Source organism: Mycobacterium kubicae (assembly GCF_015689175.1).
GTDB classification, from domain to species: Bacteria; Actinomycetota; Actinomycetes; order Mycobacteriales; family Mycobacteriaceae; genus Mycobacterium; species Mycobacterium kubicae.
On record NZ_CP065047.1, the window covers coordinates 1,177,777 to 1,193,240 of the forward strand.

At 68.8% G+C, this 15,464-nt stretch carries 13 protein-coding genes; 8 read left to right on the top strand and 5 right to left on the bottom strand.

Annotated elements, in window-relative coordinates:
* Positions 1-2 precede the first annotated feature (2 nt).
* A complete protein-coding gene (locus I2456_RS05645; RefSeq protein WP_085073710.1) occupies positions 3-1,337 on the top strand; it encodes a hypothetical protein in 1,335 nt (444 codons plus the stop codon).
* A 3-nt stretch (positions 1,338-1,340) separates the two neighbouring features.
* Here the strand turns inward: I2456_RS05645 and I2456_RS05650 are convergent, their stop codons facing one another.
* The 4 genes from I2456_RS05650 to I2456_RS05665 are packed head-to-tail and all read right to left on the bottom strand — an operon-like array spanning position 1,341 to position 3,998.
* A complete protein-coding gene (locus tag I2456_RS05650; RefSeq protein WP_085073711.1) occupies positions 1,341-2,384 on the bottom strand; it encodes an LLM class F420-dependent oxidoreductase in 1,044 nt (347 codons plus the stop codon).
* Between the two features lie 2 nt (positions 2,385-2,386).
* Complete coding sequence (locus I2456_RS05655) at positions 2,387-2,737, bottom strand: nuclear transport factor 2 family protein (protein ID WP_085073712.1); 351 nt, start codon at positions 2,735-2,737, stop codon at positions 2,387-2,389.
* 4 nt (positions 2,738-2,741) lie between these two features.
* Positions 2,742-3,581, bottom strand: coding sequence for a dienelactone hydrolase family protein (locus I2456_RS05660; protein WP_085073713.1), 840 nt, complete (start codon positions 3,579-3,581; stop codon positions 2,742-2,744).
* A gap of 9 nt (positions 3,582-3,590) precedes the next feature.
* Positions 3,591-3,998: a DUF2510 domain-containing protein gene (locus tag I2456_RS05665; RefSeq protein ID WP_241007867.1), complete on the bottom strand. Its 408-nt coding sequence runs from the start codon at positions 3,996-3,998 to the stop codon at positions 3,591-3,593.
* Between the two features lie 82 nt (positions 3,999-4,080).
* Between I2456_RS05665 and glmS the strand changes: the two genes are divergently transcribed.
* The 5 genes from glmS (at position 4,081) to I2456_RS05690 (ending at position 11,531) form a co-directional block, all read left to right on the top strand.
* Positions 4,081-5,946 (top strand): glutamine--fructose-6-phosphate transaminase (isomerizing), encoded by a 1,866-nt coding sequence (gene glmS, locus I2456_RS05670; RefSeq protein WP_085073715.1) that lies wholly within the window; start codon positions 4,081-4,083, stop codon positions 5,944-5,946.
* A gap of 11 nt (positions 5,947-5,957) precedes the next feature.
* On the top strand, positions 5,958-6,797 hold the full coding sequence (locus I2456_RS05675) for a DUF4436 domain-containing protein (protein WP_085073716.1): 840 nt from the start codon (positions 5,958-5,960) through the stop codon (positions 6,795-6,797).
* Positions 6,794-7,660 carry a DUF4436 domain-containing protein gene (locus I2456_RS05680; protein ID WP_085073717.1) on the top strand — a complete coding sequence of 289 codons (867 nt, stop codon included), beginning with the start codon at positions 6,794-6,796 and terminating at the stop codon, positions 7,658-7,660. Before I2456_RS05675 ends, I2456_RS05680 begins: the two co-directional genes overlap by 4 nt.
* A 198-nt stretch (positions 7,661-7,858) precedes the next feature.
* Positions 7,859-9,640 carry an N-acetylglutaminylglutamine amidotransferase gene (locus I2456_RS05685; RefSeq protein ID WP_085073718.1) on the top strand — a complete coding sequence of 594 codons (1,782 nt, stop codon included), beginning with the start codon at positions 7,859-7,861 and terminating at the stop codon, positions 9,638-9,640.
* 4 nt (positions 9,641-9,644) lie between these two features.
* Entirely contained in the window at positions 9,645-11,531 is a 1,887-nt protein-coding gene (locus tag I2456_RS05690) for an alpha/beta hydrolase family protein (protein ID WP_085073719.1), read from the top strand.
* On the opposite strand, the gene I2456_RS05695 is transcribed toward I2456_RS05690, so the two are convergent.
* Positions 11,528-12,451 (bottom strand): class I SAM-dependent methyltransferase, encoded by a 924-nt coding sequence (locus I2456_RS05695; protein ID WP_085073720.1) that lies wholly within the window; start codon positions 12,449-12,451, stop codon positions 11,528-11,530. The two genes, I2456_RS05690 and I2456_RS05695, sit on opposite strands and share 4 nt — an antisense overlap.
* A 74-nt stretch (positions 12,452-12,525) precedes the next feature.
* Here I2456_RS05695 and I2456_RS05700 point away from each other — a divergent pair, with 74 nt between their 5' ends.
* Positions 12,526-13,947 (top strand): NAD(P)H-hydrate dehydratase, encoded by a 1,422-nt coding sequence (locus I2456_RS05700; protein WP_085073768.1) that lies wholly within the window; start codon positions 12,526-12,528, stop codon positions 13,945-13,947.
* Between the two features lie 22 nt (positions 13,948-13,969).
* Complete coding sequence (gene gad, locus I2456_RS05705; RefSeq protein WP_085073721.1) at positions 13,970-15,352, top strand: glutamate decarboxylase; 1,383 nt, start codon at positions 13,970-13,972, stop codon at positions 15,350-15,352.
* Positions 15,353-15,464: the final 112 nt, after the last annotated feature.

Consider the following 15,464-nt stretch of genomic DNA (forward strand, 5'->3'; position numbering starts at 1 on the left):
GGATGGCCGACCGGTTGGATGTGGCCGGACGTCTTGCGGAAGGCCGAGCGGCGGTCGATCACGCCGAAACCTATGTGCGGGCCTGTCAGGCGCTGGGCTACGGCCATCCCGACCTGATCGCCCAACTCCGCGACGCCTACGACGGCGAAGAAGGGCTCGACCTGCACGTGCTCGACGGTGACTGTGCACAGCTGCGGGCCGCCGGTGCCGCGGTCGGCGAAGCGTTGCAGCTCGAGCGTGCACAGTTGGCCGCCCTGGCGACGGCGTGGACCGGACCGGCGGCGGACAACGCGGTGCGGTTTCTCGAGCGGCATTGCGCCGAGGGGACCGGGTTGACCGCCGAACTGCGGGCGGCGGCGCAACGGTCGGAGTCGTTGCGCGACAACCTGTGGCAGTTGGTCGACGCCAAAGTGGCCACCACGATCGCTATCGACGACCGCACACTGGCGCATCGTCCGGCGTGGTTGGCCGCCGCCGCGGCCGTGACGTCGGGGGCGGGGGACCGGTCGACGGCCGAAGCGCTGGTGCGCGAGCAGGTGATGCCGCACGTAGACAACGACATCGGCAACGAGTGGCGCGGCGCCATGCAGTCAGCGCGCGTGGCAGTGCAGGCGTCCTACGACATGGTCACCGACCGAATGGCGGCCGCCGCGCACCCCGGCTTCGAGATTCCCGGCGACCTGGGACCAACGGACGCGCCGCCGCGGCCCGCCGTGTCTCGCGCGCCCTTGGTCGCCGCGGGCACTTCGGGAGCCGATATGCCGCTCAGGGCAGGGGCTTTGGCGGCGTCGCCGAATCCGGCCGGCGCGCCCGCGGACAGCGTAGCGACCGCACCGAACCCGCCGACCGCACCGACCGCGGCGCCGAATTCGCCACCGGGACAACCGATGCCGGACCTGGGAAGCGGCCTGGGTGGCGCCTCCGGGGGCATGCCGGCGAGTGCCGGTGCCGGCGGGTTGGGGGGACTGGCCAGCCGCATCGTTTCCGCCCTCGGTGATGCGCTGGGCGCCGGGGACGACCTCGACGAAGAGGACGACCCGTTCGGCGACGACGCCGGGGAAGACGACGACGAGCACACCAAGACCGACCAGGCCGAAAAGGCCGATGCGAAGAACGGACCCGTCGAGGAGGAGGAGCCGAAACCGGACGAACCCATCCAGGGCGCGGTGAATCAGGGTGCACCGCCGCCGCAGGCCCAACCCCAACCGGTCACCGAACCCCAACCGGGGGCCGAACCGGTCACGCCGCCGGTCGCCGCGCCACCGCCAGCGGCGCCGACGGGCGGCAAGACGCCCTGCGAAATCGCGGCCGACGAGTTGCCGCAGGCGGGGCGGTGACGGTCAGGACGGCCGCAGCGCCAGCAGCTCCTCGACGAAGCGCACCGCTTCGGCCGAGTCCGTGGTCACCGGCCGCACCAACAGCGTGGTCACCCCGGCGGCGGCGAAGACGGCGAGCCGTTCGGCGATGAACCCGCGGGGGCCGATCAGCGAGATGCCGCGCACCAGTTCGTCGGGCACCGCCTCGACCGCCTCCCGCTTGCGGCCGGCCAGGTACAGCTCTTGGATGCGGTCGGCGACGTCGCCGTGCCCGTATCGGGTGGCCAGGCTGTGGTAGAAGTTGCGGCCCTTGGCGCCCATGCCGCCGAGGTAGAGCGCCAGTTGCGGCTTGGTCCAGGCCAGTCGATCCGCCACGTTGTCACCGATGGCCAACGAGGTGCCCACCATCACGTCCAGCGGGCCCAGGGTGGCATCCCTTTTGGCTGCACCGGCCGCCAGCGCCTCACCCCACACCGAGTCGGCCTTCTCCGGATAGAAGAACGCCGGCTGCCAGCCCTCGGCGATTTCCGCGGTGAGCTCGACGTTCTTCGGGCCCAGCGCCGCGATGGATATCGGAATGCGTTCGCGCACTGGGTGATTGATCAGTTGCAGCGATTTGCCCAGGCCGGTGCCGCGCTCGGGGGGCAGCGGGATCTGGTAGTGCTTGCCGGGGTAGTTGACCCGTTCGCGGCGCCACACCTGACGGCAGATGTCCACGATCTCGCGGGTGCGGCCCAACGGGGCGTCGAACTCGACGCCGTGAAAGCCCTCGATCACCTGCGGCCCCGAGGTGCCGATGCCGAGGTGGAAGCGGCCGTTGGACACGTAGTCCAATCCCGCAGCGGTCATGGCCAGCAGCGACGGCGTGCGGATGTAGATCGGCAACACCCCGGACGCCAATTCCACCGAAGTGGTCCGGGCGGCCAGATACCCCAACTGGCTGATCGCGTCGAAGGCGTACGCCTCGGCAACCACGGCGATGTCGATGCCGGCCTTCTCCAGTGCGACGACCCGCTCGACCGCGTCGTGGAAGCCGCCCGAATAGTCCAGCCCGATGCCGATTCGCATGCTCAGCCCGCCGACGTGCCGGTCCAGTACTCGGCGAACCGCTGGCCGTCACCGGCAAGGCGCAGGATGTCATTGCCGGTGAACGAGACGGGTCCTTCGGGTCCGCGGCCGGTGCCGACCCAGCGGCCGGCGACCAGATCGCCGTCACCGAACGGGCCGAGTTCGATCCGAAAGCTGAGATCCGACGCCATGTTTCGGGTTTCTTCGACGATTCGTTCGAGTTCGGCGGGCCCGTGCACGTCCCGGTTCGGCCAATGCCCGACGAAATCCGCGGTGACGATTTCCGCGGCGATCGGCCGACCCGCCCACAACTCGGTGATCCAGCGCTCGTACAACTCGGTGAAGTGCGACATGGATCTACTTAAGCAGCGCGACGATCTTCTCTTCCGGGGTCACCGGCGTCGCCTCGGGATCAAGGGCGTCGGTGCGCGGCAACTGCGCGTCGGGATCGGCGAATTCGCGATAGGTCTTGTCTGCGCCGAGGGTGTACAACAGGAAGCCGGTCAGCAGCGCACGGACCGCGCGCTGGGTCTTGCGGTGCGGACCGGGCAGGCCGACCACCTGCGCCAGCCGCCGGCCCTCGGCCAGACCGCCGGCTTCGGCCTTGCTGACGATGCGCAGGGTGGCCGATTTCCAGGCCAGCGACAGCTCGAATGCGTTGGAGTTCAGGGTTTGCGGATCTGCGGGCGCGCTCAGGATCAGACCCGGCACCTGCAGCGTCGCGGCCGGTTGCTGGGACGGGGGAGTGGTCGCGGTCGGGAAGATCGCTGCGGCCGCCGCGGGCTTGTCCGGCATTCCCGCCGCGGCGAACACCGCGGCCGAACCGCCGAAACCGTGGCCCACCAGTCCCAGCTTGGCCGGGTGCACGCTGATCTCGCCTGGCCCCAGCCGAACCCCGGCGACGATATCCAGGGCGACACCCATGTCGAAGGCCAGGTTCAGCACCGACGGCGCAAGTCCGCGCTGGGTGTCGGGCGCCCCGGCCACGATGCCCCACGACGCCAGGTGCTCGAGCAGTCCGGCGTAGCGCGAGGCCGGCGTGAGCCAGTCGTGGCCGAACGCGACGGCGGGCAGGTTCAGTCCCGCTTCGGGGGTGTACACGACGCCCGGCAGACCGGCAAAGGCCAGGTCACCGCGCAAAACCCGGTGCGGACCACGGCGGGAAAGGGCGGCGACGAGCTTACGGGTGCGGGCCACCCGTCGACGTTAGCGGTGACTCGGGGGATGGGTCCAGTGCGTCCAGGTGCCGCCGTCCCAGTAACGCTGTACCGGCTGTCCGGACGGGTCGGGATACCAGCCCGGCGGTGTCGAAGGGGCGGCGAGCTGCGCGGGGGCGTGCGGTTGCTGCGCCAGGGCGCGCACCTTGCGAATGGCGCTGTGGTTGGAGAACAACGCGATCCAGTTGAGCAAGAGCAGCGACATTACGCTCCACCAGCCGGCGGCCAGATTGTGGGTCTGCGCGCGGCGGTACGCCTGCTCACATTGCTCCAGCGTGCCGGTAACGGTGTAGCTGCGCTGACTGAAGAAGATCACCGCGCCGATGTGTTCGATCAAACTCAGGTGGTAGATCGCCTGGTTCTGATAGCCGGACGGCTGCTGGTACGGGTAAGACACGGGAGCCTTTCGCGCAGGTGGGCAGGTAAACGTTACCGCCGGTCCAGGTGATAAATCCCCGCCTGCACTACCCTGGTCACCTATGTGTGGGATTGTCGGGTACGTCGGGCAGCGTCCTGCCTGCGACATCGTCATGAACGCACTGCGCAGGATGGAGTACCGAGGCTACGACTCCTCGGGCGTCGCGTTGGTCGCCGGGAACGGCAAACTCACGGTGCGCCGCCGTGCCGGCCGGTTGGCCAACCTCGAGGACACCATCGGTGAGATGACGCCGAATGCCCTGTCCGGCACCACGGGGCTGGGCCACACCCGCTGGGCCACCCACGGTCGCCCCACCGACCGCAACGCGCATCCGCACCGCGACGCCGCGGGCAAGATCGCCGTCGTCCACAACGGCATCATCGAGAACTACGCCAGCCTGCGCCACGAGCTGGAGATCGCCGGCGTCGAGTTCGCCAGCGACACCGACACCGAGGTCGCCGTGCACCTGGTGGCCCGCGCCTATCACCACGGCGACACCGCCGGTGACTTCGTCGCCTCCGTGCTCGCCGTGCTGCGCCGGCTGGAAGGCCACTTCACCCTGGTGTTCGCCAACGCCGACGACCCGGGCACCATCGTCGCCGCCCGCCGCTCCACGCCGCTGGTGGTGGGCGTGGGCGACGGCGAGATGTTCATCGGCTCCGACGTCGCCGCCTTCATCGAACACACCCGCCACGCCGTGGAGCTCGGCCAGGACCAGGCGGTGGTGATCACCGCCGACGGTTACCGCATCACCGACTTCCACGGACATCAAGACGTCGAGTACCGCGAGTTCCATATCGACTGGGACCTGGCCGCCGCGGAAAAGGGCGGCTACGAGTACTTCATGCTCAAAGAGATCGCCGAGCAACCCGCCGCGGTGGCCGACACCCTGCTCGGGCACTTCGTCGGCGGTCGCATCGTCCTGGACGAACAGCGGCTCTCCGACCAGGAACTGCGCGAAGTCGACAAGGTGTTCGTGGTCGCGTGCGGCACGGCGTATCACTCCGGCCTGCTTGCCAAGTACGCGATCGAGCACTGGACGCGGCTGCCGGTGGAAGTGGAACTGGCCAGCGAATTCCGCTACCGCGACCCGGTGCTGGACCGCAGCACGCTGGTGGTGGCCATCTCCCAATCCGGTGAAACCGCCGACACCTTAGAAGCGGTGCGCCACGCCAAGGAGCAGAAAGCCAAGGTCCTGGCCATCTGCAACACCAACGGTTCGCAGATCCCGCGGGAATGCGACGCGGTGCTCTACACCCGCGCCGGCCCGGAGATCGGTGTGGCGTCGACCAAGACCTTCCTGGCGCAGATCACCGCCAACTACCTCGTCGGCCTGGCGCTGGCCCAAGCCCGCGGCACCAAGTACCCCGACGAGGTGGAACGCGAATACCACGAGCTGGAAGCCATGCCCGAGCTGGTGGCCCGGGTCATCGCGGCCACCGACCCGGTCGCCGAGCTGGCCTACCGCTTTGCCCAGTCCTCGACCGTGCTGTTCCTGGGCCGCCACGTCGGCTACCCGGTCGCCCTGGAAGGCGCGCTCAAACTCAAGGAACTGGCCTACATGCACGCCGAGGGCTTCGCGGCCGGTGAACTCAAGCACGGCCCGATCGCGCTGATCGAAGACGACCTTCCGGTGATCGTCGTCATGCCCTCACCCAAGGGACAGGCCACCCTGCACGCCAAGCTGCTGTCCAACATCCGCGAGATCCAGACCCGCGGTGCGGTGACCATCGTCATCGCCGAGGAGGGCGACGACACCGTGCGGCCCTATGCCGATCACCTGATCGAAATCCCGGCTGTCTCAACGCTTTTGCAGCCGTTGTTGTCGACCATCCCGCTGCAGGTGTTCGCCGCGGCGGTCGCGCAGGCCCGCGGCTACGACGTCGACAAGCCGCGAAATCTCGCCAAGTCCGTCACCGTCGAGTAACCCGACCGCTGATGAGATGGGGCATCGCCAGCGTCACGGCCTTCGTCGCGGCGTATGTCGGCTTGGTCGCGCTCTACGCGCTGGCCGGCATGGGACCATCCCACCCGCTCACCCAAGCCACGCCGGCCAGTGACGGGACGACGGTCACGTTGGACGTCGTGGGCATCCAGCCGTATCGCAACGCGCTGGTCGCCGACCTGACCGTGTCGCCCGGACCCGCGCTGCTGAATCCACGCACCGGGAACCTCACCGAAGACCTCACCGTCACCGTCACCTCCGCGACCACGCCGACCAGCCGGTCCTGGCCGAAGGGCACGCAGCCCGGCGTCTTTCCGGTATCGCTGAACATCACCGGCGACGTGTCGGATTGGCCCTTCGACAGCTACAGCTCCAAGCCGGTCTCCGTCGATTTGTTCCGCGGCGCCCCGCAGCTGCCGGAACGGGCGTCGGTGGGATTCGTCGACCGGCTTCCCGGCTGGAAGCTCGACGTGGAAGGCGGCACCACCGGCGACATCCTGACGCCGTACCGGGCGCAGGTGCATCGGTCGCCGAGCACCATCGCGCTGGCCATCGTCCTGCTCGGGGTGCTGGTCGCACTCGCCGGCCTGGGCCTGTTCGTCGCCGTGCAGACCGCGCGCGATAAACGCAAATTCCAGCCGCCGATGACAACCTGGTTCGCCGCGATGCTGTTCGCGGTGGTACCGCTGCGCAACGCGCTGCCCGATTCGCCTCCGTTCGGCGCCTGGATCGATGTCACGGTCGTGCTCTGGGTCATCGTCGTGCTGGTGCTGTCCATGACGCTCTACGTCTCCTGCTGGTGGCGACATCTGCGGCCCGAGGGGCAACCGTGAAAGTGGGCCTCGCCGGTCTGCTGCTGTTCATCGTGGCCTACTTCGCGTCCACGTCGTTGTACGGCAGCGCCGGCAAGGGCCCGCACGACCTGACCCAAGGGCAGCCGACGTCCGACGGGACCACCGTGACCATCGACCTGCAAGACGTCGCGCAGAGCAACACGGTGCTGCTCACCAACCTGGCCATCGCGCCCGGCCCCGCCCTGCTGGACCCGCGCACCCACGGCCTGACCGAGGAACTGAGCGTCGTCGTCACCTCCACGGCGACACCCACCAAGCGCAGCTGGTCCAAGGACATGCTGCCGGGCACGTTCCCGGTCCCGCTGACCCTGAGCGGTGACGTGGCCAACTGGCCGTTCGACCACTACCTGTCCGGCCCCGTCACCGTGGAACTCTTCCGCGGCCCCGACCAGGTGCCCGAGCGCGCCGCGGTGACCTTCGTCGACCGGCTCGCCGGATGGCAGATCACCATCCCCGCCCCGAGCACGTCCGACGGGCTGGCGCCGTACCGGGTCCAGCTGCGGCGGTCGGCGGGCACCGTGGCGTTCGCCGTCGTCATCGTCGGGGTGCTGGTCGCCCTGGCCGGGGTGGGCCTGCTCGTCGCCGTGCAGACCGCGCGCGACAAACGCAAGTTCCAACCGCCGATGACGACCTGGTACGCGGCGATGCTGTTCGCGGTGGTGCCGCTGCGTAACGCGCTGCCCAACGCGCCGCCGTTCGGCTCCTGGATCGATGTGCGCGTGGTGCTCTGGGTGATCGTCGTGCTGGTGCTGTCGATGCTGATCTACATCACCTGTTGGTGGCGCCATCTGGCGCCGGAGAAGACCACCGAGAAAGCACCGGAAGCGCCGGCGCAGCAGTGAACGAGCGGCGCTTAACGCGATCGTAAATTGAGCCTTTTAACGTGGGAGAATGGCTTGTGATGCGGGCCGCGCCGACGCGGCGGCGAGTCATCGATCACGACGTGTTAATTCGTGGTCCGGTTGGGGGTAGTCGGGCAACTTGGACCTGCTGCCGGCAGCAGCGATGATCAATTGAGCGAAGCAACGGAAGCAGGAGAAATGTGCGGTATCTGCGGTGAGATCCGCTGGGACGGGGAGCCGGCCGATGTCGGCGCGGTCAGCAAGATGACCTGCGCCATGACTTCCCGCGGGCCTGATGGCCAGGGCCTAGTCGCGCACGGCCGGGTGGCGTTCGGGCATCGGCGGCTGTCGATCATCGACCTGTCCAGCCGCGGCTCCCAGCCCATGGTCGACAGCGATCTGGCGCTGACCCTGGTGTTCAACGGCTGCATCTACAACTACCAAGAGCTGCGCAAGGAACTGCAGGGCGCCGGATACCGCTTCTTCTCCACCGCCGACAGCGAAGTCGTCCTCAAGGCCTTCCACAAGTGGGGTCCGCGTTGCGTCGACCGCTTCAAGGGCATGTTTGCGTTCGCGATCGTCGATCAGGACACCGGTGTGGTCACGCTGGCCCGCGACCGGCTCGGGATCAAGCCGTTGTATCTGGCCGAGACACCCGGCCGGCTGCGGTTCGCCTCCAACGTCCGCGCGCTGCTCAACGCCGGGGACGTGGACACCCAACTGGATCGCTACGCGCTGCACCACTACATGAGTTTCCACGCCGTGGTGCCGGCGCCGCGGACGATCTACCGCGGCGTGCGCAAACTACCGCCAGCCACGATCCGGGTGATCGAACCCGACGGCAAACAGACCGACACGGTGTACTGGCGGCCGGAGTTCTGCCGCGACCCCGCGCGGGCGTCCTGGTCGGTTCGCGACTGGGAGAGCGCCTTGATGGACTCGCTGCGTGCCGCGGTCGCCCGGCGCATGGTCGCCGACGTGCCCGTCGGCGTCCTGCTGTCCGGCGGCATCGACTCCTCGGTCGTGGTGGCGCTGCTGGCCGAACAGGGCCAGCACGGCCTGGCCACCTTCAGCATCGGCTTCGATTCGGCCGGCGGCGAATCCGGCGACGAGTACTTCTACTCCGACCTGATCGCCAAGACCTTCGACACCGACCACCACAAGATCCACATCGACTCCTCGCGGCTGGTGCCCGCGGTGCCCAAAACCATTGCCGCGATGAGCGAGCCGATGGTCAGCCATGACTGTGTGGCGTTCTACCTGCTGTCCGAAGAGGTCAGCAAGTCGGTCAAGGTCGTGCAGTCCGGGCAGGGGGCAGATGAGATCCTGGCCGGCTACGGCTGGTACCCGCCGCTGGCCAACGTGGCCCGCGAGCAGACCACCGACGCCTACGCCAAGGTGTTCTTCGACCGCAGCCACAGCGACGTGCTGGAGATCTTCTCCCCCGAATACAACCTCGATGTGGACGCCAGCTTCGAATTCGCCGCCGCCCACCACGCGGCCCCCGGCGCCGACACCGCGGTGGACGCCGCGCTGCGGCTGGACACCCAGGTGATGTTGGTCGACGACCCGGTCAAACGCGTCGACACCATGACCATGGCATGGGGGCTGGAAGCGCGCGTGCCGTTCCTGGACCACGAGTTCGTCGAGCTGGCGGCGACGTGCCCGCCCGACCTGAAGCTGGCCAGCAACGGCAAGGGTGTGCTCAAGGACGCCTCACGCGCCGTGCTGCCCGCCGAGGTGATCGACCGGACCAAGGGCTACTTCCCGGTGCCGGGCATCCGCCACCTGCACGGCGAACTGCTCGACATGGTGCGGGACGCATTGACCAACGACGCCGCCCGCAGCCGCGGCCTGTACCGCCCCGAGACCGTCGACGCCCTGCTGGCCGCGCCTAACAAGACGCGAACCACGTTGGACGGCAACACTCTTTGGCAGCTGGGGGTGCTCGAGATGTGGCTGCAGAGCATGGCAGGCTGACTTCGTGGGGCAACAAGTGCGCGCGCTGTACGGCGCGTCGCTATCCCCCGACGCGACCGCGTTTGCTCACATCGTCGACGAAGACGGCTACCCGCGTGCCGTACAACGCTTCCTGCGCGGCTGGCGAGCCAGCTCCTCGCGTGACGTCGAACTGCCGGTCGACGGCCCGGTCACCCGGGTCATCCACTCCGCCGACGGACACTGGCTGGCCTGCGAGGTCGGGCCGCACGGCGCTACCCGAAGCCAGATCTGGGTCGTCACCACCGATCCCGACGACCGGATGGCCCGGCGCATCGACGGCGAACAGCACGGCACCGCCGAGCTGATCGGCTGGGACGGCACCCGGGTCTCGGCGATCCTGACCGGCGAGGACGGTGTGGGGCAGTCGTGTCTGATCGACCCCGCCAACGGCCGGTGCATCGTGCTGGACCGCCGCTCCGGTGGCCGATTGGTCGATGCGTGGGCCGGGGCGGCGCTGATCCGCGTCGGGCCGCGCTGCTACCGGGAACTGATCATGCTGCTCGGTCAGACCGAGATCGCTTTGCTGCCTTATGATCCCGGCTCCACCACGGACGCCGGCGTGATCCTCGACGACCATCATCCGCGCCGGTTGCGCTACGGCCCCAGCGGCGAGCAGACCAAGCTGTACTACCCGGCGAAGACCTACGTTGACGATGTCACCGGGGGCAGCGGCCGCGGTTATGTGCGGGCGCTGATCCGTAGCGACAACGGCTGCGAGCATGCCCGCCTGCTCGAGGTCACGGCCACCGAGGACGGCGTCAGCTATTTCGTGGTGGCCGAACGCCCGGATTGCACCCTGGACGAATTCGCGGTCAGCGACGACCTGTCCACCATCGCGCTGCTCTGGAATGACCGCGGCCGCAGCGAATTACAGATCGTCGAGTACACCGACTACACGCTGTCCGAACCGATCCCGCTGCCCGGCCCGGTGGCCAGCGAACTGTCCATCAGCGCCGGTGGCTCACTGGTGGCGATGACCATCGAAGGACCGGCGATGCCGCGCACCGTCGAACTGGTCAACCCGCGCACCCGCCAGTGGGAACCGATCGACCGAGAGCCCACCCGCGGACCGATCATCCCCGGATTCACCACCAAGACGCCGCCGCTGACGATCACCGCGCGCGACGGATTGGGCCTCAACGCATGGCTTTTCCAGCCGCCGGAAGGCAGCGGCACCACCGGTGCGGTGGTCTACCTGCACGGCGGCCCGGAAGGCCAGTCCCGCCCCGGCTATGACGAGGTTTTCGCGCGGCTGGTCAACGACGGAATCACCGTGCTGGCGCCCAACGTGCGCGGCTCGGGCGGGCTGGGGCGCAGCTTCGTGCACGCCGACGAGAAGGAGATGCGGTTCGCCGCCATCGACGACGTGGCCGACTGCGCGGGTTTCCTGGTGGACAACCAGCTGGCCAAGCCCGGCTGCATCGCCGTCGCGGGCTGGTCCTACGGCGGCTACCTGACGTTGGCCGCGTTGACGTTTCACCCGCAGCTGTGGGCGGCGGGCATCAGCATCTGCGGCATGAGCGATCTGTGCACGTTCTACCGCAACACCGAACCGTGGATCGCCGACGCGGCGTTTCCCCGGTACGGACACCCGGCCAACGACCGCGAGCTACTCGAGTCCCTGTCGCCGCTGCGCCGCGTGGACGCGTTGACCGCGCCGCTGTTGGTGGTGCACGGCGCGCACGACACCAATGTCCCGGTCAGCGAATCCGACCAGATCGTCGAGGCGCTGCGCGCGGCGGGTCGTGACGTCCGTTACCTGTTGTTCGACGACGATGGACACGAGATCGCCAAACGCGAGAACCGCGCGGTGCTGGCCACGGCGATGAGCGAGTGGCTGAACAAGGCGTTCGCGTCGGCCGCCGTCTAGCTTCTGGTCGCGCTGACGTAGCCGAGGGAGGCGAATGTCGCCTCCCTGTCGTCACCGGTGCCGATCGAAGTCCCGAGCGCCGCAAGCAGATCCGCGACCGGTGTGGTCTGCGCCGTCCAGCCGTGGGCGTTGAGGTAGGCCACGACGTCATTGCGCTCACCGGCGTACCACAGGTCGGTCATCTCCACGTCGAACCCGTGCGCGCGCCAGCGCTCGGTGGCCTCGCGCATCCGCTCGGCCATCATCGGCACTGACCGGCCGGCGTCAGGCAAGTTCTCGGTGGCCAATCGGCTGCCGGGGGCGCTCAGCACGGTGATGTTGTCCAGCAACGCGTCCTGGGCCTCCGGCGGCAGGAACGGCAACAGACCCTCAGCGCTCCAGGCGCTGGGCTTGGTGTCGTCGAAACCGGCGTAGCGCAGCGCGCTCACCCAGTCGTGGCGCAGATCCACGGCGACCGTGCGCAATTCGGCGGTCGGCCGGGCATTCAGCTGGCGCAACGTCGTCGTCTTGAACTCGATCACTTGCTCCTGGTCGATCTCGTAGACGGTGGTGCCGGCCGGCCACGGCAGCCGGTAGGCGCGGGCATCCAGGCCCGAGGCCAAGATCACCGCCTGCCCGATCCCGGCGTTGGCCGCAGCGAGGAAGAAGTCGTCGAAGAATCGGGTGCGCACGGCCATCATGTCGCGCATGCGTTCCATGCCGAACTCCGCGTGGTCGTCGACCTCGGCGGGGTCCAGCTCACCGCTGGCCAGGCGGGTGAAGAAGTCGACGCCCACCGCGCGCACCAGCGGCTCGGCGAAGGGGTCGTTGATCAGGGGATTGCTGCCGCGGCTGGCCAGTGCGCGTCCCACCGCGACGCCGGTCGCGGTGGCGCCCACGCTGGTGGCGAGGTCCCAGGTGTCGTTGTCAGTACGTGCCATGTGTGCCCTCCATTCGTCGCTGAACGCGAATGTAGCGACGGCTCCTGAACGACTGCTGTGGAATGCTGGCGGTGATGCGGCATTACTACTCCGTAGATGCAATCCGCGACGCCGAAGCGCCGCTACTGGCCAGCCTCCCCGATGGGGCGTTGATGCGCCGTGCCGCGTACGGGCTGGCCACCGAGATCATGCGCGAGCTGACCGCCCGCACCGGCGGGGTGGCCGGGCGTCGGGTGTGCGCGGTGGTCGGCTCGGGTGACAACGGTGGCGACGCGTTGTGGGCGGCGACGTTTGTGCGGCGCCGCGGCGCTGCCGCCGAGGCGATACTGCTCAAGCCCGAGCGCACCCACCGCAAGGGGCTGGCGGCCTTCCGCGCGGCGGGTGGGCGGATCGTCGAAAAGGTCTCACCGGCAACCGATCTGGTCATCGACGGCGTGGTCGGTATCTCCGGTTCCGGGCCGCTGCGCCCCGACGCGGCACAGGTGTTCACCGCGGTCGGCGACGCCGGCATCCCGGTGGTCGCGGTCGACATCCCCAGCGGCATCGACGCGGCGACCGGGGCCATCGACGGCCCGGCGGTGCAGGCCGCGCTGACCGTCACTTTCGGCGGCCTCAAACCCGTGCACGCGTTGGCCGACTGCGGCCGCGTCAAGCTGATTGATATCGGGCTGGACCTGCCGCACACCGACGTCGCCGGTTTCCAGGCCGCCGATGTGCTCGCGCGCTGGCCGGTACCGGGACCCCACGACGACAAGTACACCCAGGGCGTGACCGGGGTGATGGCCGGCTCCTCGACCTATCCCGGCGCGGCGGTGCTGTGCACGGGCGCGGCCGTCGCGGCCACCTCCGGCATGGTCCGCTACGCCGGGAGCGCGCATCGTGAGGTGCTGGCTCAGTGGCCGGAGGTCATCGCGTCGCCCACCCCGGCGGCCGCCGGACGGGTGCAGTCCTGGGTCGTCGGGCCCGGTCTGGGCACCGACGAAACGGGGGCCGCCGCGCTATGGTTCGCCCTCGACACCGACCTGCCGGTGCTGATCGACGCCGACGGGCTCACCATCCTGGCCGCCCACCCCGACATGGTCGCCAACCGCGCCGCCCCGACCGTGCTCACCCCGCACGCCGGGGAATTCGCCCGGCTGGCCGGATCGCCGCCGGGCCCCGACCGGGTGGGCGCCTGCCGCAAACTCGCCGAGGCATTCGGCGCCACGGTGTTGCTCAAGGGCAACGTCACCGTCATCGCCGACCCGGAAGGGGCGGTCTACCTGAACCCGGCCGGGCAATCCTGGGCGGCAACGGCCGGGTCCGGCGACGTGCTGTCCGGAATGATCGGCGCCTTGCTCGCCGCGGGCCTGCCGCCCGCCGAAGCGGCCGCCGCCGCGGCGTTCGTGCACGCGCGCGCCGCCGCCCTCTCGGCCGCCGACCCCGGCCCTGGTGACGCGCCCACCTCGGCGTCGCGCATCATCCCCCACATCCGCGCCGCCCTGGCCGCCCTCTAGCCGCAAACCGAAAGGATCCGTTGTGCCCCAACACCCGTCCCTGCCCGCTCACTCCATCGCGCCCGCCTACACCGGCCGCATCTTCAACTCGCCGATTCCGGCGCTGCGGCTACCCGAGGAGTCGATGGACCCGGATGCTGCCTACCGCTTCATCCACGACGAGCTGATGCTGGACGGGAGCTCCCGGCTCAACCTGGCCACCTTCGTCACCACGTGGATGGATCCGGAGGCCGGCAAACTGATGGCCGAGACGTTCGACAAGAACATGATCGACAAGGACGAATATCCGGCGACCGCAGCCATCGAACAGCGCTGCGTGTGCATGGTCGCCGACCTGTTCCATGCGGAGAACCTGCGCGACGACGACCCGTCCAGCGCCATCGGCGTCTCGACGATCGGGTCCAGCGAGGCGGTCATGCTGGGCGGACTGGCGATGAAGTGGCGGTGGCGCCAGCGGGTGGGCAAGGGCTGGGAACGACGCCGGCCCAACCTGGTGATGGGCTCCAACGTCCAGGTGGTGTGGGAGAAGTTCTGCCGCTACTTCGACGTCGAACCCCGCTACCTGCCAATGGAAGTGGGCCGCTACGTCATCACCCCCGAACAGGTGGTGGACGCCGTCGACGAGGACACCATCGGGGTGGTGGCCATCCTGGGCACCACCTACACCGGGGAACTGGAACCCATCGCCGAGATCTGCGCGGCGCTGGACAAGCTGGCCGAAGGGGGCGGCGTCGACGTTCCGGTGCACGTGGATGCGGCCAGCGGCGGCTTCGTGGTGCCGTTCCTGCACCCCGAGCTGAAGTGGGACTTCCGGCTACCCCGGGTGGTGTCGATCAACGTCAGCGGCCACAAATACGGGTTGACTTACCCGGGCGTGGGGTTCGTGGTCTGGCGTAGCCAAGAGTATCTCCCCGAGGAGCTGGTGTTCCACGTGAACTACCTCGGTGGTGACATGCCGACCTTCACGCTGAACTTCTCCCGTCCCGGGAACCAGGTCGTCGGGCAGTACTACAACTTCCTGCGGCTGGGCCGCGACGGATACACCAAGGTGATGCAGTGCTTGTCGTCGACGGCGCGCTGGCTGGGCGAACAGCTGCGCACCGGCGACCATTGCGAGCTGATCTCCGACGGTTCGGCGATCCCGGTGGTCAGCTTCCGGCTCGCCGGAGACCGCGGCTACACCGAGTTCGACGTGTCGCACGAGCTGCGGACCTTCGGCTGGCAAGTGCCCGCCTACACCATGCCCGACAACGCCACCGACGTGTCGGTGCTGCGCATCGTCGTGCGGGAGGGGCTGTCCGCCGACCTGGCGCGCGCGTTGCACGACGACGCCCGCACCGCGCTGGGCAACCTGGACAAGCTCAAGCCAGGCGGGCATTACAGCGCCCAGCATTTCGCGCACTAGTGGTTCGTCACATCCGTCACTTAGGTCCCTGGCCGCAGGGGTGCTCGTTTTGCCCGCCTCACAGCGACAATGGTCCGGGCCGGAGACCGGTGTGACAGGTGAGACGAGGGCG